Genomic DNA, 23,645 nt, shown 5'->3' with positions numbered 1-23,645 from the left:
TGGAAAGTATTCAGCTCTATCCTCTTAGAATCTTTATTAATTATTTAACTAACCAATAAAACCAAATTTATGAATAAAAAAATTACAATACGCTATTTTCCAATCGGAAAAAAGGTAACACTTATTATTATGAAAGCATTCATATTTTTATTCTGTTTAACTATTTTCTCTTTTACACCTAATCTTGTTGTATCTCAAAATGCTAAGGTCAAATTAGAGAAAGAACAATTATTGTCTGTTGATGAGGTATTTGACCTCATCATGAAACAAACAGAGTATAAATTTTTCTATGAGGAGGGAATATTTAAGAATTTCCCCAAAATAAAAGTAGCAAAGGGTAGTATTACGACAAATAACTTGCTGAACTCTATTTTAACTCAAGGTAATCTCGAAATTACATTAACACAAAACAATGCTATTATAATTAAGGAAAAACCGATAGTAGCTTTGAAAAATGCAGAGGATAAGAAGATTACAGGTGTTGTAACCGACTCAAAGGGCATTTTGCTTCCAGGAGTTAATATCGTTGAAAAAGGCACAAAAAACTCAGTGCAAACGAATGAAGAGGGTAAATTCTCGTTAACTGTAGCGAATGAAAATGCTGTAATAGTTATCTCCTATATTGGTTTCGCAACAAAAGAAGTTGTTGTAAGTAATCAAACAACTCTTAAAATTGTCCTTGAGGAATCCACTACTGGTTTAGATCAGGTTGTAGTAATTGGCTATGGCAGTGTAAAAAGAAAAGACCTCACTGGCTCTGTAGCTTCAATAAGTTCTGAATCTATTGAAAGAGTTAACACACCTTCTATTAATGGTGCATTGCAAGGATTAGCTGCCGGTGTTCAGGTAACTGCTTCTGAAGGTAGACCTGGTGAGGCTAGCACTATATTAATTCGAGGAGGATCTTCTATATCTGCTTCAAATGAGCCTTTATATGTGATAGATGGTTTTCCTCAATTAGGAGGAGATAACCTGGATTTGAATCCACAAGATATTGCTTCGATAGATATTTTAAAGGATGCTTCTGCCGGAGCTATTTATGGAGCTAGGGCTTCAAATGGGGTGGTAATAATAACTACAAAATCTGGTTCCAAAAATGGTAAGATTAACATCTCATATACAGCAAGGCAAACAATGTCAACTATTATCAAGAAACTTGAAACTATCAATATTGTTGATTACGCCAAAATACAGCAGGTTTTAGCACCTTTGGATAAAAGAGATCAATTTGCAAACCCTAATCAATGGATAGATTCAACGGCTGTTGATTGGCAGGATAATATTTATAGAACCGCTAAAATGCCAATGCACGATCTGCAAATCACAGGAGGGAGTAAGAATACAAAGTATGCAGCATCTCTTAGTTATGTTAAACAAGATGGAATTGCTATTGGATCAGACTATTCAAGATTAAATTCTAGATTAAGACTAGAGACCGACATAAATGATAAACTAACGGCAGGTGTAAACATTTCATATGCTACAGACGGTCGAAATGGGCCTTCACTAAGTGGAGAAGAAAGTGCTGGAGTTTTTATATTAAGAGCTCGTCCATATATTCCTGGAGGTCCTGCAGATGATTTGGTGAACTATGTTGATCCAGATGTAGGAACGGGACAAACCACAACTAATCCATTAAGATGGATTACAGGAAATGATGCGCTGAAAAAAACACTAACATTTCGTACCATCAACTATCTTGATTTTAAGCCATTTAAAGGATTTACCTTGAGGGCTAGTGGTTCTTTAAGTAAAAGTAGTGCAGAAAATCAATCCTATTTACCCTCTGATGTTGGTATCGGACGTAATTATAATGGGATAGCTAATATCAGCCATGGAGAGAGCAATTCTTGGCTATTTGAACAAACAGCTAATTATAAGATTGGTTTTGCTGATCATAACATTGAAACTCTTCTAGGTTTTAGTGCTCAGTCCAGGATGGATGAAGGCTTTTCTGTTAAGTCTCAAAATTTCCCCATTGAAAATTTAGGCTATAATAATATAGGCTTAGGTGTAGATATCTTTAATCCTTCATCGAGTAGGGAAAAAAGTTCAATTGCCAGTTTATTTGGTAGAGTTAATTACACTTATAAAGACAGATATATTCTTTCTGCTTCTTTGAGACGTGATGGTTCTTCTAATCTTGGAAAAGATAATAAATGGGGGACATTTCCTTCGTTCGCTTTTGCGTGGAAAGCTTCTAATGAATCATTTATTAAAGGGTTAAATATTTTTTCTGAATTGAAATTAAGGACAAGTTATGGGGTGACAGGAAATAATTCAATAGGAAATTATCGCTCTTTAGGTACTTATAGTACCGCAAATGTCTCAAATAATGGAGCATTAGTATTGGGTTTGATGCCGGGTTCAATGGCTAATAAGAACTTAAAGTGGGAGCAAAATGAACAGCTTGATTTAGGAATTGACATGGGTTTTTTTAAAGGACGGCTAAATATTACTGCCGATTATTATAGAAAGAAATCTCAGGATCTACTACTCAATGCACCAATTCCAATTAATTCTGGGTATTCAACTTATGTATCGAACATTGGCGATATCCAATCCACCGGTTATGAATTTGATTTAAGAGGTGTAATTTTTAATAGTAAAAATTTTAGTTGGACCAGTGCGTTTAACATCTCCTTTCCTTCAACAAAGGTTCTAAAGCTTTCGGAAACAGATCAATTTTTTACCGGCAGTTGGTCTCATAAAACATCAATTTTTATTGTAAAAGTAGGTGAGGCTCTTGGTTCTATGTATGGTTATGTATATGATGGTGTAAATCAAAATCAAGATGAAGTAAATAATCTACCACAATTTGGAGGTTCTGGAAGTGTGGGTGGACCTAGGTATAGAGATATTAACGGACCTAATGGAGTACCTGATGGAGTTATTGATTCCAAATATGATAGAACAATTCTTGGCAATGGATTGCCTGATGTTTTTGGTGGATTTACAAATAAAATTGTATATAAGAATTTTGACTTAGCAGCGGTATTTACTTATAGTCTTGGGAATGAAATTTTAAATGCAAATAAGAGTTTTTTATGGAGACCTGGCTATTTAGCTGGGGGGTTAAAAGAAATAATGAATGCTTGGACTCCAGAAAATCCAACGAATGATAATTGGGCTTGGGATAAACAAGGTATAGAATACAACAACATTAGTAGTTGGTTAGTTGAGGATGGATCATTTGTGCGATTAAAAAATCTTACGATGGGATATGCTCTCCCTTCAAAGTTAATTAAATCCCTCGGTATAGAGAGGTGTAGAATGTTTATATCTGGAGAGAATCTATTGACCTTTTCAAATTATTCAGGTTATGATCCTGAATCTTCGATATCTCACAGTATGTTAACTCCTGGTGTGGATTTAACGAATTATCCTAATCAAAAATCCTTCACAATAGGAATTAACTTAACTTTTTAATATTATGAAAATTAGAAAAATCATACTCATATTAATAGTTTCTCTTCTCTTTTCTTGTAAAGATTATCTTGAAGAGAAACCTTACTCTTTTCTAAGTGATGAAAATTTTCCAGCTAAAGCAGCAGATGGTAGAATTGCTTTAAATGGTGCTTATAGGGTATTTCAAAACGCCAATATTATTGGATATGCTTATTTACTTAATACTCTTTCCGATACAGATTTTGGTTCCTTTGGTGCTAGTCTTTCCAATAGTTACGGTCTCTACCAAGATTTTCAAAGGAGCTCAGCAGATGGCTTTCCCAAATCAGTTTGGACAGATCTTTATAAAGGAATAGATATTTGCAATTCTGTAATTGATAATGTAACTGAAAAAAACTTTGCTGGTGGTGATCAAATTATTGCAGAAGCACAGGCATTAAGGGCATATTTTTACTTAGAAGTCTCCAATCATTTTGGAGACGCTCCTCTTAGAAAACATAAAACTAATGGGGTTGATGAAGTAAATGTTCCACGTGCAAGTGTCGATGAAATCAGAACATTCATTCTTCAAGATCTTAATGAATCAGAGACTATTATGAAAAGATATCCAGCGCAATTTGCGGTCCATAATCGTGGTGGAAATGTAACTTTGGGTGCTGTTAAGATGATGAAAGCCAGACTCCATATGTACATGGCGGGCTGGAGGAGGTCCTCAAAGGGTAACATGGTTCCCGGTGATCCCAATCATTGGACAAATGTAAGAGATATCTGTCTCGAAATAATTAATATGGGTATTTATAAACTGGATCCAGATTATACGAATGTTTTTAAAGATTACTATTTAGATATTTACAATAAGGAATCTATTTGGGAAATTGATTTTTCTATGCCAGCCTATGGATCTACGCTTCCTACGGCAATGACAGCACCTCCTTACAGTAGTACTTCAGCTGGAGGCTTTGGAAACATGAGAACCACAAGTCAGTTTTATAATAGCTTTGATGCATTAGATACCAGACGTGATTGGTCTATTGGTTCGGGAAGTTTCTCAGGATATACATTTGTTCCGTCTCCCAATGGAGTATCGAGCCGTCCCTATATCAATAAATACAGAAAAGTTCTTGGTATTGGATTTTTCACTTCTAGAACTGCTCAAAATAACCCAATCTATAGATATTCAGAAGTGCTATTGATGTTGGCTGAAGCCTTGAATGAAATAAACAAGGCTCCAACGCAAGAAGCATATGCTGCAATAAATGCGGTAAGGTATCGGGCAAGACCTGTTGATCATAAAAACGATGGCGTAGCCCTACCTGATTTGGGAGGGCTAGACTATACATCCTTTAAACAATCCATCGAGAACGAAAGGGCTTTTGAACTAGCTTTTGAAGGACAAAGAAGAATGGACTTAATTAGATGGGGAACTTTTATGCAAAAATTACAGTCCTTTCCAGATGCGACTACTGGTATGCATAAGTCGAAGAATGTACGTGAATATCACATGCTAATGCCGATTCCACTTGATGAATTAAACCTTAATCCTGAATGGGATCAAAATGTGGGATGGTAAATTTGTTAATCATAAAAGTCAAAGAGAGTTGTAACTAAACCCTCATTCTTTTGCGGTTCTCTTATGATTTGAACTTTTAAAAGAAGAGTACAAAAATGATTTAACTTAATTTTAAAGGGTAAAAATCGTGTTTTAAAATCAGTATTTAGTTGCTTAATTGTTGCTATGTGCTGAAAGTTTTAAAAAATCTTCCCTATACATCTTGTAGATCAACGTGTTTTATACAAATTCAAGATTTCAATCAATTCCTTCAAAAAAATTGAGGGTTTAAAAAATGAAACTTTAAACAAAATGAAAAATAAATTGAACCCTTCTTATGGGTTATTCCTCATCTTTTTTCTCATCTCCCTTTTAGGATTTGATTTAAGAAGCCATGCTTTCCACTCGTTCGAATTGAAAGAACGCAATGGAGTCAAAAACACATTTTATAAATTAAAAAACCGAGATACGGTTAAGGTAGCCTATTTGGGAGGTAGTATTACCGCTCAACCGGGCTGGCGAATTTTATCACGAAATTGGATGAGTGAAAATTTCCCTAAGACCAAAGTTGTTGAGATTAATGCAGCAATTGGTGGCACAGGCTCCCCTTTTGGCGTTTACAGACTTAAAGATCAAGTGCTAAAATACCATCCTGATTTGGTCTTTGTAGAGTTTGCGGTAAATGACGCCTCAACTAATGAACAGGAGATTACTAAGTCGATGGAAGGCATCGTTCGCCAAATCTGGAATCAAGATCCAGCCACAGACATCTGTTTTGTTTATACCATCAAGGAAGACTTCTTAGAAGACTATCTTAATGGTAAACTCCCTAAATCAATAGCTACCATGGAGAAAATTGCCAATCATTATCAAATACCATCAATCAATTTTGGTCCAGAAGTAGTTAGAAGAGTCTCAAACGGTCAATTACTATTTAAGGGCAATAAATCTGTAAAAGATACCATTGCTGTTTTTAGTCCAGATGGGGTTCATCCATATCCAGATTCGGGTCATAAAGTTTACAGTGAAGTGTTTGCTGAAGCGTTCAGCAGCATGAAAACTAAGTCCACTATGGAAATCACTCCGCATAAATTAGTTCCATCCCTAATGCCAAACCCTTTAGTTGATACTCGCATGGTAAGTTGGACAGAAGTTGATTCGAATCATATATTAATACCCATCAATATTAAGAATGACCCTGTTTTCAAGGGATTTTCCAAATATTTTGGTACAATAGGTGTAGGCCGTCCAGGAGATTCGATATCCTTCCAGTTTAGAGGGAGATCACTCGGTTTTTATGATTTAATGGGACCTGGATCAGGTACTATTCTCCTCACCATTGATGGCAAGAAATGGACGTTTGATCGCTTTGATATGTATTGCAACTACTGGCGTATGAGCTATAAAACTTTGAATAATTTAGAAGAAGGTACACATAACGTTACCATACAGGTGTTAGATAAAAAAATAGATAAGAGCGCAATTTTGGCTAAAAATGGTCGGAAAATGGATATGGAAAAAAATTATGAAGACAAGAATTGGTATCTCGCCAGAATATTAATAGATGGTGATTTAATAGAATAGTAAGATGAAAATGGGAATCCTCATCCCTATCTCAACTATCCCTCTATGGGAATTTCTTTAGCTGCATTTATACAAAGATATAGATGTTGACCATGTAAGTAAAGCGAAATACAAAATGATTAAAATAAAATTAAGAGGCATTTTCCAATTAAGAAATATGGCTTTTACAAACACTTCCATTTTTTTAATGGTACTTCTAGTAATATCAAAAGCCCACTCAAGCACCTATTTTGTTTCCCCAAAAGGATCTGATGCAAATCAAGGAACTTCAACTAGGCCATTTAAAACCATAAATAGAGCCTCATTTTTCGCGATGCCAGGAGATACTATTTTAGTACGTGAAGGAATTTATAGGGAGCGTGTTGCTCCGGTACGTGGGGGGAAAGTAGGTGCTCCTATTGTATATATGGCCGAACCTAATAAAGCTGTAATTATACGAGGTTCAGAATTATGGTCTCCCAGTTGGAAGGCAAAGGGAAAAGGAATTTATGCGGCGGTGCCTGAGGATAAATTATTTAATGATATCCAATCAGACTATATAGATGATTATAATCCATTCAAGGTGACCTTATCATCTACTCCTTACCAACGTGAAGGCAAAAGAGAATGGGAAAGAGGAAATAAATTGGCTGATTCTACACTAGTTTATACTTGTGGACAAGTTTTTGTAAATGGAAAATTATATCAAGAAGTCCCCTTTTTTAACGAGCTTAAAAACAATACATGGCACTACAACCCCGATTCTGGAGAAATCCAGATTTATTTTGGAAACATCAAACCACAAGATCAAGAGGTAGAAATTACGACAAGGCGAAGAATTTTTGCTCCGATAAGTAGAGGATTAGGCTATATCGTTGTTCAAGGGTTCATTATGGAACATTGTGGAAACAATTATCCCACTAATTTTTGGAGTACCCCCAAGTGGGGGCAACGGGGCGCTTTAGGTTTGGAAATTGGACATCATTGGGTCATTCGTAAAAATGTGATTCGTTATGCAAAGACATTTGCATTGGATGCTGGTCATGTAGATCAAAACGGCAAGTCTCAGGCAGCTCATGATAATTTGATAGAACTCAATTACATCCTTGAAAACGGATCAGGAGGTATTCTTTCAAATAGTTCATCCAATTTGATAATTCGTGATAACGTGGTTATGTATAACAATACGATGAATTTCCTGGGTGTAAAAAGATGGGAGCAAGCAGGCATTAAATGCCACAATATCTCGAATGGAATTATTCAAAACAACTACGTGGCCGACAATTATCTAACTTATGGCATTTGGTTAGATAATAAGTTTCCTAATTCTCGTATCACACGAAATGTGCTGCTCAATAATGGGCGTGCAGGACTTTTTCTAGAAATGAGTGACTATGGATATGATATGCTTTTTGTAGATAATAACATCATCATTGAAAATAAGGAAAATCCAATATATATTCATGATGCTTCTGGAGGAACTTTTATGCACAACCTGATTGCCAATACCGAAGACCAAGATAAATTTGGACAAGGCGTGATTATTCAACAGGTATCCGAGCGAACAAGAACTTATCATCATTCATTCTATAACAACCTTTTTATTAATAATCCGAAAGTCATAGATATCGACTACCCTTCACATCTTGGAGGTGACCAGCGCCTAGACTTTAATGTATATGAAGCAAAGCCTAATGACCGTGTTTTTATGATCAACAAAGCCTCAAATGACCCTTCTCCTTGGTCAGATCGAGAGTTTATGGATTTGGTCGAAAAAGAAATTAACGTAAAGGGAATTAAATATGCAAAAGGGGGGCTCAAAGGAAGAATTCCGTTAACTTTTGAAGAATGGAGAACATTTTGGAAAGCACATAATTTAGCAAATGATACCCATAGTGTATTAAAAGAAGGTGCTAATGTTCAGTACAATAGGCAAAAATATGAACTTGTATTAGACATTCCTTATGATCCCAAAGCAATAGGCTCTAAAAACCATGAAAGGATAGACTTTGATTATTTAGGTAATAAGATAGCTCAAGATGGAAATGCCGTTGCTGGACCTTTTCAAATGCTAAAGAAAGGACAAAACAAGTTCAAAATATGGAATGGACTACCCATTTTGGAAAAAGGGAAGTTGCCAGATCCGATCAAATTTACTTCTTATAACCAAAGCATGACTTACACTAATTAATCAGGCTGGATGCGAAAAGAAACAGAAAATTAGTAAATAAGAAAATGATAATAATAAAAACACTTAAAAGATTATTCTTGCCTGCATTTTTTTGTTTGGCTTGTACAATGTCTAAAGCGCAACACGGAGGGTATATCAATGCAGCAGATTACGGTTTCTCTCCAAATGCCACTGGTTTAGATAATGTAAAGGCCTTTCAAAAGGCAGTAGATCAATCAGGAACCATCATAGTAAGCAAGCCGGGCATATACAAGATGGCCGGCACCACTTACATTGGTAGCAATACTACGTTGGAATTTGGCAATGGTGTAATACTCCAAAAAGTTGATGAAGTAGGCAGGTTTACGCATGTTATTCTCAATAAAGGTGCCCTGACCAAAACCTATGATGAACACATTACAATCAAAGACTTACAAGTGAGTGTGAATGGAATGGATTTGAGATTTAATGAAGTATTTGGATTGAGAGGACAAATTGCCTTTTTCTATGTTAAAGACTTAAAGATTGAAGGATTTAGGTGTCGTGATATTATGCAACAACAGTTTGGAATTCATGTGTGCACTTTTGAGGATCTTACTATTGATAATGTAATCTTGAAGGGAGGCAAGGATGGAATTCACCTCGGCCGGGGAAATAGGTTTACCATTTCTAATGCGGTGATAGAGACCGTAGATGATGCAATAGCCTTAAATGCCCATGATTATGCAACTTCCAACCCCGAATTGGGCTGGATAGAAAATGGTGTGATTGAAAAGTGCAGAGATCTTGCGGGAGATCAAAAGCTTACAGGTTATTTTTGTAGGATACTTGCCGGAGGATGGGTCAATTGGAATAAGGGAATGGAAGTACAAAATGCCGATGCTGTGGTTTCTAATGGCAGAGTCTATCGCGTCGATGGAACCCTGCAAGATAACTCACCCGACGGAAAAAATTATAAGTCATTAACACGTCCAACCCATACTAAAGGGGTAAAAGAGCTTGATGGTATTAAATGGGTGTTGGTGCAAGATGATGTGCAATACATTGCTGGAGTTAGAAATGTTACCTTTAGGGATATTTATCTAGAAAAACCGCGAACAAGTTTTTCCATCCATTTTGACAACAGTAAGTGGAGCCGTTCTTATTATCCAGGAGCGCAAATACCGATGCAAAGACAACTTACTTTTGACAATGTTAGCGTATTACATGATGGGGAACGTGAATTTATGGGTATCGATACTCCGATAGATGCCATCACCATAACCAATTCTAGTCTTGGAAAAACTGGGATAAAATTTCGTTCCAATAACGCTATGAAAGAATACTTTCCAACACGTATTAGTATTTCTAATACGGTGTTTAATGCTAAAGGTGAAATGACCTTGCTCGAAAATACTGTAGAAAATAAGGAAATCACTTTAAAAACATCAGGTAGTATTGAAATTAATGAAAATTTTTTGGCTAAAATTAAGGATAAAGCAGGTAAAGTTATCGTGCAGTCAGATCTTAAAGGCTTAAATGAAAAGTAAATGGTATCATGCCACAGAAGATTACCCCCAATAATAATTGATTCCCACTTCTAAGATTTAAACGAAATATATTGTTATGATGAAAACTTATTCAAAACATTTTAAATTATGTATGTTACTTTTTCTAGGTATAGTAACCTCTTTATTTTTTCCTTGTGCTTGTAAAGCTCAAAAAAGCAATAATCCTTTTTATGAGAATTGGGATGTTTCGCCTGTAGAAGGCGCATTTAAAATGGATGGCTATATTGTGTGGGGTGGTTCTGTGATTAAGGGAGGTGATGGCAAATATTATATGTATGCGAGTAGGTGGCCTCTGAAACTCTCTATGTCGGCATGGGTGACGAATTCAGAAGTGGTTGTGGCTGTTTCGGATCTGCCAGAGGGGCCATATAAATTTAAGTCAGTTGTTTTACCTTCAAGAGGAAAAGAACATTGGGACGGAATGATGACTCACAATCCTACCATTCAGTACCATGATGGAAAATATGTACTGTACTATATTGGAGTTACCTACGATTTTGATAAGCCTGTTGATTCGATTCCATCTAGGAAAGACTACGAAACGGCGTGGAATAATAAGCGAATTGGTCTTGCAATATCAGACACTCCAACAGGCCCTTTCGAACGAAGGGATAAACCTATTCTTCTACCTCGACCTGGTCATTGGGATGGAGCAATCACTAGTAATCCTGCGCCATTTATACATGAGGATGGAAGTGTTATTTTGGTGTATAAAAGTGCCCCAGTGCCTTACCCTCAACGTAATAATAATAGGACGTTGCAATTTGGAGTAGCTAAAGCAGATAATTATTTAGGTGAGTATAAAAGAGTGGGTAAGGATAACAGAATCAAATTCACACCCGTGGATTCAGATGTGGAAGATCCATACATTTGGTATGATGGGAAAAAGTATCAGATGTTAGCTAAATGTATAAATGCATCTATAACCGGCGAAGCAGGCGCTGGATTTATGGCTTCATCTAAAGACGGTATTATCTGGAAAACTGCGGATGAACCTTCAGCTTATAGCAAAACAATAAACCTTTCGGATGGGACAAGAGTTAAGATGAAAAACCTAGAAAGGCCTCAAGTATTGATTCAAGACGGCAAGCCCACCCACGTTTTTTTTGCATGCCATAATCCAGAAGGCAAAATCTTTAATATGGTTAGACCTTTAAAGCGGTAGTAAAATAAGAACTCAAAGTATGGCATTAGATAATAGTAAAAAGCAGCAGCTGAGAAAGTTGTTTTTAAGTTGGATATTTTGCGTAAATTTTATACTCGCTCAAGCCCAAAATAAAAATATCTATCATACAGGTTGGATTGATTTTAATAAGAACGGTGTAAAGGATATTTACGAAAACCCTAAGGCTGATATTAATGATAGAATCGATGATTTGTTGAATCAAATGAATGCTAATGAAAAAACGAATCAGTGCGCAACACTTTATGGTTATAAGCGCGTTTTAAAAGATGAGCTGCCCACTATAAATTGGAAGAATGAAATCTGGAAAGATGGTATTGCAAATATAGACGAACACTTGAATGGGTTAAAGGCAACCCAATTTTCCTATCCTTATAGTAAACATGCAAAAGCCATAAACACTGTGCAACGATGGTTTATTGAAGAAACAAGATTGGGCATTCCTGTTGATTTTAGTAACGAGGGCATTCATGGATTAAATCATGAGAAAGCCACACCATTACCATCGCCAGTCGCTATAGGTAGTACCTGGAATAAAGAACTGGTAAGGCAGGCTGGGGCGATTGTTGGTAAAGAAGGAAAAGCATTGGGTTACACAAATATTTACGCACCCATACTAGACCTAGCTCGTGATCCGAGATGGGGGAGAGTAGTGGAATGCTATAGTGAAGACCCCTATTTGGTTTCTGAGTTGGGTATCAATATGGTAAAAGGCATTCAATCCCAGGGCGTGGCCGCTACACTTAAACATTATGCTGTTTACAGTGTGCCCAAAGGAGGGCGTGACGGCAGAGTTCGAACAGATCCACATGTTGCTCCAAGGGAACTTCATCAGCTGTATTTGTATCCCTTTAAAAAGGTAATAGCAGCTGCACATCCAAAAGGAGTAATGTCTAGTTATAACGATTGGGATGGTGTGCCCGTGAGCGCTAGTTATTACTTTTTAACTGAATTACTACGTAATACCTATGGTTTCAGAGGGTATGTCGTTTCGGATAGTGAAGCGGTAGAATTTGTTAGCTCAAAGCATCATGTATCAGAAAATTATAAAGAGGCTGTTCTACAAGTTGCCGAGGCTGGCCTGAATGTTAGAACTCATTTTACACCTCCTGAAGATTACATTTTGCCACTTAGGGAATTGATTAAAGATGGCGAGCTTTCAATGAGTGTACTCGACCGCAATGTTCGGGATGTCTTACGCGTGAAATTCGAATTGGGACTGTTCGATGAGCCATTTGTGAAAGATCCACAAGCTGCTGACAAAATAGTTGCTCAAAATACAGATGAATTTGTGCTAGAGATGGCTAGGCAATCTCTGGTTCTCCTAAAAAACAAAAATGATCTGTTGCCTCTGAATTTAAACGCTATTAACAAAATCCTGATAACAGGTCCATTGTCGGTAGATAAGTCGGTATACGTTAGTCGCTATGGTCCGCAAAACTTGGATATCGAAAACGTATTCGAAGGCATTCAAAAATATGTGGGCAACAAATCTTCTGTGGATTTTGCGCTGGGATGTAACGTGGTAGATGATGCCTGGCCGGAAAGTGAAATAATACCCATGCCATTATCTAAATCCGAACAAAAATTAATTGATGAAGCAGTAGAGAAAGCAAAAAAGTCGGATGTCATTATAGCGGTTATGGGCGAGGATGAACTTCGCTGTGGGGAGAGTCGTTCCAGAACTAGTCTGGGTCTTCCAGGAAGACAATTTCAATTGCTGCAAGCGCTTCAAGCTACAGGAAAGCCGATTGTGCTTGTTTTGATAAATGGACGGCCTTTAACAATTAACTGGGAAAACCAATATTTGCCAGCAATTTTAGAAGCTTGGTTTCCAAATTTAAAAGGACCTGCAGCAATAGCTCAAACCATTTTCGGCGAATACAATCCTGGGGGCAAACTTCCCATCACTTTTCCGAGGGCGGTAGGACAGTTAGAACTAAATTTCCCATATAAACCAAGTTCCCAGTTAGGGCAGCCATCATCCGGGCCGAATGGGGTAGGTAACACCTCTGTAGTTGGTGAGCTATATCCCTTCGGACACGGATTGAGTTATACAACATTCAAGTATGATAATCTCAAGATTACTCCGGAAGTTGGAAAAACACGGCAACAAATTGAAATCTCAGTAGACATTACCAATACAGGTAAGCTTAAGGGAGATGAGATAGTGCAGCTGTATTTTACAGATTTAGTGAGTAGTGTTACTGTCTATGATATTCAATTAAGAGGGTTTGAACGCATAACCCTGTTACCTAATGAAAAAAAGACTGTCAAATTCACGCTAAAGCCCGAAGACCTGCAATTGCTCGATAAAAACATGAACTGGACAGTGGAGCCAGGTAAGTTTGAGGTTATGGTGGGCGCAAGCTCTCAAGATATCCGTATTAAGGGAGGATTTGAACTGACAAAATAATTTTAATCATACTTATCGTGAAAGAGGAGTTCGTACTACTTTTACCATTTACGGCTTTATCGTGCCTATCTGAGTCACATTTCTAAATCTCCCGTCCAAAAGGGATGCACTAATTTGGGGTTTAGCTTCGACTTTTGCTTCCTTGGTATTCAAAAGAAAGGGGCAACCAAACCATTAAGGGTTTAACAAAATCAACGCGGCTGAATTTCCCTCTAACTGTAAAGGAATGGATAGATTTTTCGCATAATCATATGAATTTGTGCTGGTTTCGCTTAACGATTTGGCATTTGGATTGGTATAGATGTTGTTGTTTTTTGAATCAATCATGTATACCGTTGCGTTTATTTTTCCTGTGAATAAAGCTTGGGGAATATTATTGATTTGGACCTTAATTTCTTGATCAGGGGTAAAATTTGTGTAGTTATAATTCCATACCAAAATAGCCATTCCTTTACCATTTCCCATCGATGCAATGGCATTTATGCCTAAGCCTTTTTCCGATAATTTGGTAGATGTGGCTTTAATTCGTGTTACCCGATCTGATAATTCCTTTCCAAACATGAGCGCATAACCATAAGGATTCGGATAGGCATTTGTTAAATCGGCTAGCTCACTTTTATGCAAAATATCGCCATGAGCAATCGCCCAATTAAATACTCTATCAGCGCCGCCTTCATATAAATAAAAAGCCTTTGCCAATTGTGCAGGAGCCCATGCCGTTATAATCTGGGATTGAACCCATGCTGCAGGTATAAAAGTACCTCCAACAAGGCCGTATTCGGTTACAAAAACCTGACGAGGGGTAATTCCTTTCGCGTTTAAAGCAGCTGTAATTTGTGGTTTTACCGTCTCAAATAATTTAGGGTTGGTTTGTTCGGTATAGCAGTTGATACTAAAAAAATCTAATCGTTTCTCTGGATTGGTATCGGCAGCATATAAAGCAAGAAACTGATTGGCATAATCCATTGTACCAGAAAAGAAATTAGTAGTACTGGTAAAGGCCGCATTGCTTAATCGAATGGTGTTGTTGCCGGCCAAGCCTAATTCTGCATTGGCTGCATTTACTGCTTTATAATAATCTTTATATACTTCGTAATAGCTCGCTGCGGTTTCACCATTATAATCGGGCTCGTTACCTGCCTGAATGTATTTAATTTTAGGAAACTTTGTTTTATAATAAACGATTTGTTGCTTGATAAAATTTTGAAATAAGATTCCTTTGCCATTGCCAGGCAAAGGCGAACTTGCGGTTGGTGTATACGCTGTTAGGGCAATCAGCAAGGAATCTGCACAGGTAGAATAAAAGGCCAAAGAGGTTTCTACGGGAACACCACTATCGTATTTGTAATTTTGTCCCTCGTTATTAATTGTTCTCAATGCCAACCATGTTCTAATGGTTTTATGGTTCATTTGTTGCAGCCATGCTCTTGTTTTTTCTCCCGGTAATGCTGCAGTGGTCGAATGTACATTCGATTGCTCAAAACGCATTACATTTCCCTGTGTTACACCCGCATCAACAGTTATTACCGACGATGCCGTTCCGGAAGTGGAACCCGTTAAGGTGGGCATTTCGGGTATAGTAGGTTGTGGATTGTTTTTTACGCAACCCAAACCTAATGAGGCAATGGCCAAGAGGCCTATAATATTCTTTTTAAATGTAATCATCATATTATTTAGTTATAGTCCAACTGCTTCTTTCCATGATGTGGCAATTCGAATACCATCTACAGTAACTTTTAGTGGATTAGCCGTATCTTGTCTAATCAAATACCTTGTTAAAGAGGCAGGATCTGCCGCCCCTCCAGAAGAAGATGCCGTTGGTGTAGGAGGTTCGATTGCTGTAGGCGGGCCACTTAGCACATACATGCTACTTAATCCTGTATCAAATTCATATTTATGGACCACTAAGTATGTTGTTCCATAATCTAAGTTCGTTGCCGCATAAGCTGGTGTTGTGCTTGCATTTCTGCTCGTTCCTAATGAATATTGTGAACCGGCAGATTTAATGTACACACGATTGTAATAAACGGCTGAGGCTCCTTCGGCACCAGTAGCAAAAGAAGAGAAGAAAGTAGCTGATGTGGGTGCTGAAGAAACATTGATCAACTGTGCAGCATAAATTGCCCCACTCGATTGTGCAGTAAAACTTAATCCTGCATCTTCACTAGATTTCGATTGGTTTTCCATCGATAATGATCCACCTACACCAGAACCTATATAACCTAAATAGGTTAAGCCAGTTGGTAAATATTGAATAGGATTTGAGCCCGCTGCCGAAAATGCCACCCATGCCGCACTACTTGCCGTAGTTAACGCATCAGCGGTACTTCCATAAGCAAAGTCTTCCTTCTTAATGAGTACCCCAGGGGCCGCAACGCCGTATTCTACACCACTCACGGTAATTGTATTATCTGGTACTGTCCCCGACGAGTGGGTAATTGTTCCAGAAATAGATTGATTTGTGCCTGTTGTGGCATTAAATCTTGCATAAATGGTAAGCGGTGCTGCATTTGCAGTAGCAAATGGAACAGTAACCGTGCTTGCAAAATTGCTGTTATCTAAGGATACTTGGAAATTCGTAGAAGCTGTAATGGTTACATTTGCACTCAGTTTAACACCCGTTAGCGTGTAAGATTGAGAGATGGATGTGGTTGAAGTAACTACACTTCCAAAAGCTAAACCTGAGGTAGATGTTTTTATTTCGGGCAAGATAATCGGATTGCCTTTTATATTGATGGTTGCGTTAGCATTGGTATTCGAAACAGTTAAGCCACCTGTTGCTGAGCTCAACTTTAAAGCAAGCGTTTTTTCCCCTTCAAAGTTATTTAATGAATTTACTTTAAATGAAACCTCTGTTGAGCCTTTAGGTAAACTAAGCATAATGCCATTTGCTGGAATTGCCGGGGTAATCGTGTATTCGCTCGCAGCAATGGTACTCGAATTATCAACAGAAACCATTACGGTAGCATCTTGCTCTAAGGGCAACGACAATGGCAATACGATGGTTAAAGGGTCTATCGTATTATTTTCTATGGTATATGCATTTGCTTCAAAACGAATAGTACCTACATTAGTTGGTGCAGGGTTTATGGGTTCTTTTTGACAAGAATTAAGCATGAAGCCCATCACTATCATTGCTGCAATACTTGATATTTTCATATGTATAAAGTTTGTTTTTTAATGGTTATAAAGCTTTCCTGATTTACTCATTGGTGTATGTGATTGGCAAAGTCATGATGGTTTTATAAGCTAAATTTTAATAATTATTACCAACCTGGATTTTGCAAAAGATCGGCAGATTTATTTACCTCTCCTTGTGGAATAGGCCATAAATACCATTTAGGCGCTGTAAATACCGGTGTGCGGATATCAACAGTTTCGTAGGTATAGGCTGTACCAACTTTGGTGATCTTTGTTCCATGTAAAGTTTTATTGGCTACATTTTCTGCAATTTTCCATCTTCGCACATCCCAATAGCGGTGCTCTTCGATGGCCAGTTCAACCCGTCTTTCGTTTTGGATCACAATTCGCATCGCATCTTTGGTTAATCCAGTCGCTAAACCATAGTTCGCATCAGTTCCGGCCTGTATGCCCGCACGTTTTCTGATGGCTTTGATTTGATCGTAAGCAATTGAAGTATTGCCCGCTTCGTTACTTGCTTCTGCATAGTTTAACAAGATTTCGGCATAGCGAATTAAAGGGAAACAACGCTCAGTGGCTGATGATGTTGAACTGGCAATGGTATTATCGTCTAACATTTTTCGTAAGTAATACCCTGTTTTTGTTATTGGGAATCCATCTTGAGCTGCAGTTACATAAGTGAATACTTGAGCTGATGGATTTTTACTGACATCTAATCGTACCCCACCATTAAACATGATCGACCAATTAAATCGTGGATCTCTGTTCAGGTAAGGATTTGCTGGGTCGTAACCCGACGTTGGATCGGTTATGGGCTTGCCATTATTCATTCCAAATGCTTCTGCCAATTCTAAATAAGGCATAGCACTCCCTGAACCTGTTCGGGTGGCAGGGTCCCAAATCGCTTCTAAGGTTCTATTGTTGGCTGCCATAACGGCTAAAATGTATTCCGAATTTTTACGGGTTACAAATACGCGTTGAAAGCCGTATCCTGGTTTTGTGGTTAAATCCAAAAGTTGATATTGGTTGATGTCCATTACATCTTTCGCTGCCTGCGCTGCTTTAGCCCATCTACTCGGATCAGCCGTTGGATAGGCCAAAACTCCTTCCATATTATCTGTTCTCCCATTAAATAACGGACTTGCTGCATATAACAATAATCTCGATTTTAAGGCCATTGCCGCCCCTTTGGTAATGCGACCATAATCTAATGTGGTATGTGCTAAAGGAAGCGCTGCAGCCGCCTTGTCACATTCTGATTCGATGTAATTTACACATTCTTCAAATGTGGCACGTTTGCCAGGTACAATATCGGTAGCCGTGTAAACCACATCGCCAACAATGGGAATGCCACCATAATGCTTTAATAAAATGAAATAATACCAAGCTCTTAAAAATCGTGCTTCGCCAGCCGTTCTTGCACGTAAAGCTGCCGAAAGAGGAGTGGTTGGCAGGTGACTTAAATATACATTTACGCGCCTAATATTGGCATAGCTGGTATTCCACGCATCGGTTGGTATATTCAGCGCACTTACTGCTCCCGTTTGGAAGATAACATTAAAAGCACTGGCACTCTGTAATGAATATTCAACTTCATCGCCTAGGGCATAAATACCCACGCTACTTCCTAAATCTGCAAATCGCTTCGGATCAGCACTAAAACCAATATCAGCATATATTCGAGTTAAAAATTGCATCGTTCGAGCACTATCAGCGAAGGTAGTTTCTTCATTTAAATCTGTGGTTTTTACCTGGTCTAACACCCCTCCCTTTTCGCATGCCGCCAGCATTACAATGGTAAAAATTGCGGCAAAAAATAGTTTATTTTTCATCATCATTAAATTAAAATCCAACCTGTAGCCCTAAATTATATACTTTTTGTACCGGATACGTACCTGCACTGCCCAAACTGGCGATCTCTGGGTCTTGAGAATATAAACTGAAGTTAGACCATGTATATAAATCATAACCACTTAAATATACTCTAGCACTCGCTATTTTTAAACCATTAAGCCATTTTTTAGGTATTCGGTATCCCAGATCGACCGATTTAAGCCTTACGTATTTTGCATCAATTAGCCAAAAGTTAGATAAGTTTGATGGACTGCTCGGGCCAGCTAAATCACTGCTTAAACGTGGGAAAGTTGCATTTACAGGATTATCTGGTGTCCATCGGCCCAATGCCGATTCTTGTAAATTGCCTTGGAAAGGAATAACACCCGCTACGGCAATACGATAGCTATAATCAAAACTACCTTGAAATAAAACGCTTAAACTAAAACCTTTGAATTCGAAGCCAGCGGTAGCACCCAATACCGTTTGGGGTAAATTTGGTTTACCAATGGCTCTGTAATCTTGCTGATCTATAGCACCATCGCCATTGATATCTTCGTATTTTAAATCGCCAGGTTTTACATTGGCTAAGTGAGGGTAACTGTCTACCTCTGCTTGATTTTGGAAGAAGCCTAGCACATTGTAACCAAAACCTTGTCCTATTGGTAAGCCAGTTTTTGCTAAATAGGGATACCTAGGCGTTGCTTCTCCTTGAAAAAGGATTTTATTTTTAGCAACCGAAAATGTAAATCCACCATTGTAATTAAATGAGCCAATTTTGTTTCGGTAAGAAATCTGCCCATCATAACCTTTGTTTCTCGTAATTGCAGTATTTGTGGTGGGTAGGGTAACACCAATAATCTTTAACACATCGTCTTTAACAAAAAGCTGATCATACCGATAATCGTTAAAATAATCTGCAGTTAAACTTAATTTACCACTAAATAACTGAGCATCGATACCAATATCTGTTTTACGCGATTTCTCCCAGGTAATGTCTAAGTTTCCTAAACTTCCCTCCGCTATGCCCGTAAATGAATTACTGGTTTCTCCGAAATTATAACCTGTACTCGAGGTATACACTTGTTCGGTTTTATAGGTGTTCCCTCTGGTTACATCTGAACCGGTCATCCCCCACGACCCTCGTAATTTTAAAAGATCTATAAATTTGAAGTTGTCTTTTATAAAAGGTTCTTCAGCAATGTTCCATCCGGCAGATACGGCAGGGAAAAATCCTTTGGTTTTTTTGCCAACGAATTGACTGGTGCCATTGTAGGCTCCGCTAAAGTCGATGAGATAACGCTGCTTGTAATCATATCCTGCTTTAAATGTATAGCCTTGTGACGATACGGGAGCATACTCTTGAAAGGGAGAAGAAGACGAAGGTGCGTTCGCAATAATGGCTTTGTTTAAATTGTAAAGTACAAAGCCATAGGTATGGTGACTGCCAAATGTTCTGTCGAAATCTATTTTTGCTAAACTATTTATGGTTTTATTGGAAATGCTATTTGCAGCGGTACTGGATAAGGTAAGGGGTTCTAATCGATATAAGCCATTGCTATGAATAGTGTACGTATTTGTTACAGGGTTATAATAAAAAGCAGGAATGTTATTACGAGATAAACTTCTGTCGTATGTAATATCGCCTGCATAGGCAATTCGTCCAGAAATCGACAATCCTTTGGTAATGAAATCTAATCGATGATCAGCGCCAAATAAAATATTAAATTCATTTCTGTAGGTTTTATCATATCCCTGTAGCGCTAAACGACCAATTAAACTGGTTTCATAAAACGTATTTCTAGATCTAAATGCCCAAGGATAACTGCCATCTGGATTGGAAATGGGCTCGGCATACGGTGGAAGTCGCTGAAAACTGTATACCGTACTCAAAGGGGATGTGGCAATATGTGGCTCGGTCGTATTGCCAATTCTTCCTGTTACATCTAACCGCAATTTTAAGTCTTTGGTAGCCTGCATATCTAAGTTAGAGCGGAAGGTATAGCGCTGATAGGCATAGTTATTATTTGGCGCCTCGTATCCGCCAGTGCTAAAATTATTTAGTGAACCCGTTTGATAAAATTGACCTGCCGATACAAAATATTTTATTTTCTCGCTTCCACCAGAAATATCTACATTGTTTCTGAGTTGATACGCGTGTTTTCTGAATATGGTATGGTACCAGTCTACATCGGGGTGGCCATATGGATCATCGCCAGTGCGCCAATGTTCTAAATCAGCTTCTGTGAAATCTGGTGCAAGGCCATCATTTTTTAGCGCTTCGTTCCTTAACGTAGCCACTTGATAGGCATTTAAAAAATTTGGTTCATGAACTGCCGATTGTAAGCCCGATTCGGTATTAAAATTTACTTGTGGCTTGCCAATTTTCCCTCTTCTAGTGGTGATTACTAAAACACCGTTTGCGCCTTTAATACCATAAACAGATGTAGTAGAAGCATCTTTTAAAATGGTAAACGATTCAATTTCATTGGCATCTATTTGCGCTACCTGATCGTAGGTATATTCAACATCGTCGACTATAATTAAGGGCTTTTGCGATTCTGCAGATAATGAGTTAACACCACGTATGTAAAATTCTGCTCCTGTTTTTCCGGGCTGACCGGAGCGTTGTTGAGAGATAAAGCCAGGTGCTCTACCCGCTAATGTATTTTGGATATTGGGAGTAGGTGTAGATCGTATGTCTGCTGCTGAGATGGTGCTAATTGCTCCGGTATTCGTAATCTTTTTTGTGGTTCCAAAACCAACAATCACCACTTGATCTAAACCTTTCAGATCTTCTTTGAGCGTAACGATGATATTTGTTTTTCCAGCTACGTTAACCTCTTGTGTAATGAAACCAATTGAGGTAAGGATGAGGGTATTGGATGTTCCTCTTAGCGTAAGCTGAAACTCACCTTTCTCGTTCGTCGTACTTCCGTTTCCTTTAACATCCTTTTCTTGCACACCTACTCCCGGAAGGGGACCCATATTATCTTTAACCGTACCACGAATAATTGTTTGTGCAAAAGCAATGCTTGGAATCAAACAACATGTTAGTAGGATAAGCTGTATTAATTTCTTCATATCTGTATCATTTAGAGTTTTAATAACCCATTTAAGGCTTATTATTGATATCCTTCGTTTTGTGTTAGGTTAGTGTTTTTTGAAATTTCACTGTATGGAATGGCATATCTATACATGCGTGGCGCAATAAACTGAAATGGTGTGCCCAATTCTTCAACTTGATAGTTTAAAGCCGAACCAACTTTCGTAATCCGCATGCCATGTAATGGTTTATTATAAATGGTTTCTGCAATTTTCCATCGTCTTACATCCCAGAAACGTTGTTCCTCGAAAGCCATTTCTACTCTACGGTCGGCACGAATTAAATTTCTCATCTGGGCTGTGGTTAACGTACTCGATACCCCGTAGGTATCTGGAGCTGTACCTTCAATAATTCCCCCTCGCGCTCGTACTGCTCTTATATAATTGTATACTGAATCGGTAGGTGCGCCTGGGCCATCTACCTCATTTTTCGCTTCGGCAAACATTAACAGTACATCGGCAAATCGAAAAATAGGAAAGTTGTGCGTCTGGTTAGAGTAAGCCGTACCTGTAGCAAAATTCCCCATAAACTTACTCATGTAGTACCCTGTTTTAGTTTGCACTATCGAACCGCCTGGTCTGTCTTTGCCGCCATTAAAAGTTTCTACACCTCTGCTCAACCAGCTTACACCATTATAAAAAACCGTTTTATCTAAGCGAGGATCTCTATTTGCGTAAGGGTTATTTGGGTCGTAACCGATTGGGTTGGCTGTAGATTTTAGGTCGGTAGTAATAGGCAATCCTTTGCTTGTGGTAAAGGCATCAACCAATTCTTGTGTAGGGCTGGTTCTACCTCTACTTGCGGTACTGCCACTTAAATAGCCAATTGGAGCATTGTTCGTTTCTACATCGAACGTTACGGCTCTTTGGTATGCAAAAATAACTTCCGTATTTTTGCGCGTAAGAAAAACATTCGCAAATACAGGCTCTAAGCCAAAACCACCCACGGCTGCTTGTCTAATCACATCGGCTAAAGCATTTTTAGCTTTTCTCCATTTTGCAATATCGTTGCTTGGATTATTTAGTGGGCTTGCTGCATAAAGCAATGTTTTTGCTTTTAAGGTTAGTGCAACCATTTTGGTTATCCTACCATAATCGCCCGAGGCTACAGGATCTGCCCTTAGCTCGTCTTTTATCGCATCGCATTCATTTACGATATAGTTAACACATTCGTCGTAGCTATTGCGAGGAAGCTTTAAATCGTCGTTAATGGTTAAAACCCTATCGCCTAATAAAGGCACACCGCCATAACGTTTAATTAATTCAAAATAAAATAATGCTCGCAGAAAACGATTTTCGGCCTTCCAGTATTCCCCCTCTTGTACCAGACTTGCTTTTAGGTTTACTTTAGGGAAATTCTGTACAAAAAGATTGCATTTTCTTATGCTAGCATAGTTGTCTGTCCAAGAATTGTCGCCATTGGTAGTGGCAGAGTACCCGCCATTTGTAAATCTAGCAATGGCTGTATTATCAGCCGATGGCACAGCATCGTCGGTTGCGGCATCTAAAAGATTGCCATCAATTCTATTATAGCCTGTTGGGATGTCGCCATAAATATTATTTAGAAAATAACTGGCATTTGTGCCTAGCGAGTCTTTCGAATCCCACAGGTACTCTTCCGTAATTTTCTCGAAAGGTCTATCTTCTGCTTTCTGGCAGCTAAAAACAAGTAGCGATGCAGAAAAAAGTATGAGTAATGAATAGTTATATTTTCTCATGTTCTTAGC

At 38.2% G+C, this 23,645-nt stretch carries 12 protein-coding genes; 7 read left to right on the top strand and 5 right to left on the bottom strand.

Annotation, left to right across the window (positions count from 1 at the left end; translation table 11 throughout):
- Nucleotides 1–69 precede the first annotated feature (69 nt).
- From WG904_RS04995 to WG904_RS04965, 7 genes are all read left to right on the top strand, one after another.
- Nucleotides 70–3,429 (top strand): SusC/RagA family TonB-linked outer membrane protein, encoded by a 3,360-nt coding sequence (locus WG904_RS04995; protein WP_339578192.1) that lies wholly within the window; start codon nt 70–72, stop codon nt 3,427–3,429.
- Between the two features lie 4 nt (nt 3,430–3,433).
- On the top strand, nt 3,434–4,978 hold the full coding sequence (locus WG904_RS04990; RefSeq protein WP_339578191.1) for a RagB/SusD family nutrient uptake outer membrane protein: 1,545 nt from the start codon (nt 3,434–3,436) through the stop codon (nt 4,976–4,978).
- Between the two features lie 291 nt (nt 4,979–5,269).
- Nucleotides 5,270–6,541, top strand: a complete 1,272-nt coding sequence (locus WG904_RS04985) for an SGNH/GDSL hydrolase family protein (RefSeq protein ID WP_339578190.1) — start codon at nt 5,270–5,272, stop codon at nt 6,539–6,541.
- A 115-nt stretch (nt 6,542–6,656) separates the two neighbouring features.
- On the top strand, nt 6,657–8,711 hold the full coding sequence (locus WG904_RS04980) for a right-handed parallel beta-helix repeat-containing protein (protein WP_339578189.1): 2,055 nt from the start codon (nt 6,657–6,659) through the stop codon (nt 8,709–8,711).
- A gap of 44 nt (nt 8,712–8,755) precedes the next feature.
- A complete protein-coding gene (locus WG904_RS04975) occupies nt 8,756–10,219 on the top strand; it encodes a glycosyl hydrolase family 28 protein (RefSeq protein ID WP_339578188.1) in 1,464 nt (487 codons plus the stop codon).
- A gap of 112 nt (nt 10,220–10,331) precedes the next feature.
- Nucleotides 10,332–11,405, top strand: coding sequence for a glycoside hydrolase family protein (locus tag WG904_RS04970; RefSeq protein ID WP_339578187.1), 1,074 nt, complete (start codon nt 10,332–10,334; stop codon nt 11,403–11,405).
- Between the two features lie 19 nt (nt 11,406–11,424).
- Complete coding sequence (locus tag WG904_RS04965) at nt 11,425–13,839, top strand: glycoside hydrolase family 3 N-terminal domain-containing protein (RefSeq protein WP_339578186.1); 2,415 nt, start codon at nt 11,425–11,427, stop codon at nt 13,837–13,839.
- Nucleotides 13,840–14,013: 174 nt separating this feature from the next.
- Here WG904_RS04965 and WG904_RS04960 read toward each other — a convergent pair whose 3' ends face one another.
- The 5 genes from WG904_RS04960 to WG904_RS04940 form a co-directional block, all read right to left on the bottom strand.
- Nucleotides 14,014–15,504, bottom strand: a complete 1,491-nt coding sequence (locus WG904_RS04960; protein WP_339578185.1) for a hypothetical protein — start codon at nt 15,502–15,504, stop codon at nt 14,014–14,016.
- Nucleotides 15,505–15,516: 12 nt separating this feature from the next.
- Nucleotides 15,517–16,998: a hypothetical protein gene (locus WG904_RS04955; RefSeq protein WP_339578184.1), complete on the bottom strand. Its 1,482-nt coding sequence runs from the start codon at nt 16,996–16,998 to the stop codon at nt 15,517–15,519.
- 107 nt (nt 16,999–17,105) lie between these two features.
- Entirely contained in the window at nt 17,106–18,812 is a 1,707-nt protein-coding gene (locus WG904_RS04950) for a RagB/SusD family nutrient uptake outer membrane protein (RefSeq protein WP_339578183.1), read from the bottom strand.
- Nucleotides 18,813–18,822: 10 nt separating this feature from the next.
- Nucleotides 18,823–21,897: a SusC/RagA family TonB-linked outer membrane protein gene (locus WG904_RS04945; RefSeq protein WP_339578182.1), complete on the bottom strand. Its 3,075-nt coding sequence runs from the start codon at nt 21,895–21,897 to the stop codon at nt 18,823–18,825.
- 41 nt (nt 21,898–21,938) lie between these two features.
- Nucleotides 21,939–23,636: a RagB/SusD family nutrient uptake outer membrane protein gene (locus WG904_RS04940; RefSeq protein ID WP_339578181.1), complete on the bottom strand. Its 1,698-nt coding sequence runs from the start codon at nt 23,634–23,636 to the stop codon at nt 21,939–21,941.
- Nucleotides 23,637–23,645 lie beyond the last annotated feature (9 nt).

The sequence above is a fragment of the Pedobacter anseongensis genome, assembly GCF_037482965.1.
GTDB lineage: Bacteria > Bacteroidota > Bacteroidia > Sphingobacteriales > Sphingobacteriaceae > Pedobacter > Pedobacter anseongensis.
Note: the sequence above shows the minus strand (reverse complement) of the source record. Positions and strands in the feature narration are given on the sequence as shown.

Excerpts from the sequence above, each read along its gene's own strand:
- WG904_RS04955 (WP_339578184.1), bottom strand. The coding sequence starts at position 16,998 with ATGAAAATATCAAGTATTGCAGCAATGATAGTGATGGGCTTCATGCTT.
- WG904_RS04980 (WP_339578189.1), top strand. The coding sequence starts at position 6,657 with ATGATTAAAATAAAATTAAGAGGCATTTTCCAATTAAGAAATATGGCT.
- WG904_RS04960 (WP_339578185.1), bottom strand. The coding sequence starts at position 15,504 with ATGATTACATTTAAAAAGAATATTATAGGCCTCTTGGCCATTGCCTCA.
- WG904_RS04940 (WP_339578181.1), bottom strand. The coding sequence starts at position 23,636 with ATGAGAAAATATAACTATTCATTACTCATACTTTTTTCTGCATCGCTA.
- WG904_RS04945 (WP_339578182.1), bottom strand. The coding sequence starts at position 21,897 with ATGAAGAAATTAATACAGCTTATCCTACTAACATGTTGTTTGATTCCA.
- WG904_RS04985 (WP_339578190.1), top strand. The coding sequence starts at position 5,270 with ATGAAAAATAAATTGAACCCTTCTTATGGGTTATTCCTCATCTTTTTT.
- WG904_RS04995 (WP_339578192.1), top strand. The coding sequence starts at position 70 with ATGAATAAAAAAATTACAATACGCTATTTTCCAATCGGAAAAAAGGTA.
- WG904_RS04970 (WP_339578187.1), top strand. The coding sequence starts at position 10,332 with ATGTTACTTTTTCTAGGTATAGTAACCTCTTTATTTTTTCCTTGTGCT.
- WG904_RS04975 (WP_339578188.1), top strand. The coding sequence starts at position 8,756 with ATGATAATAATAAAAACACTTAAAAGATTATTCTTGCCTGCATTTTTT.
- WG904_RS04965 (WP_339578186.1), top strand. The coding sequence starts at position 11,425 with ATGGCATTAGATAATAGTAAAAAGCAGCAGCTGAGAAAGTTGTTTTTA.
- WG904_RS04990 (WP_339578191.1), top strand. The coding sequence starts at position 3,434 with ATGAAAATTAGAAAAATCATACTCATATTAATAGTTTCTCTTCTCTTT.
- WG904_RS04950 (WP_339578183.1), bottom strand. The coding sequence starts at position 18,812 with ATGAAAAATAAACTATTTTTTGCCGCAATTTTTACCATTGTAATGCTG.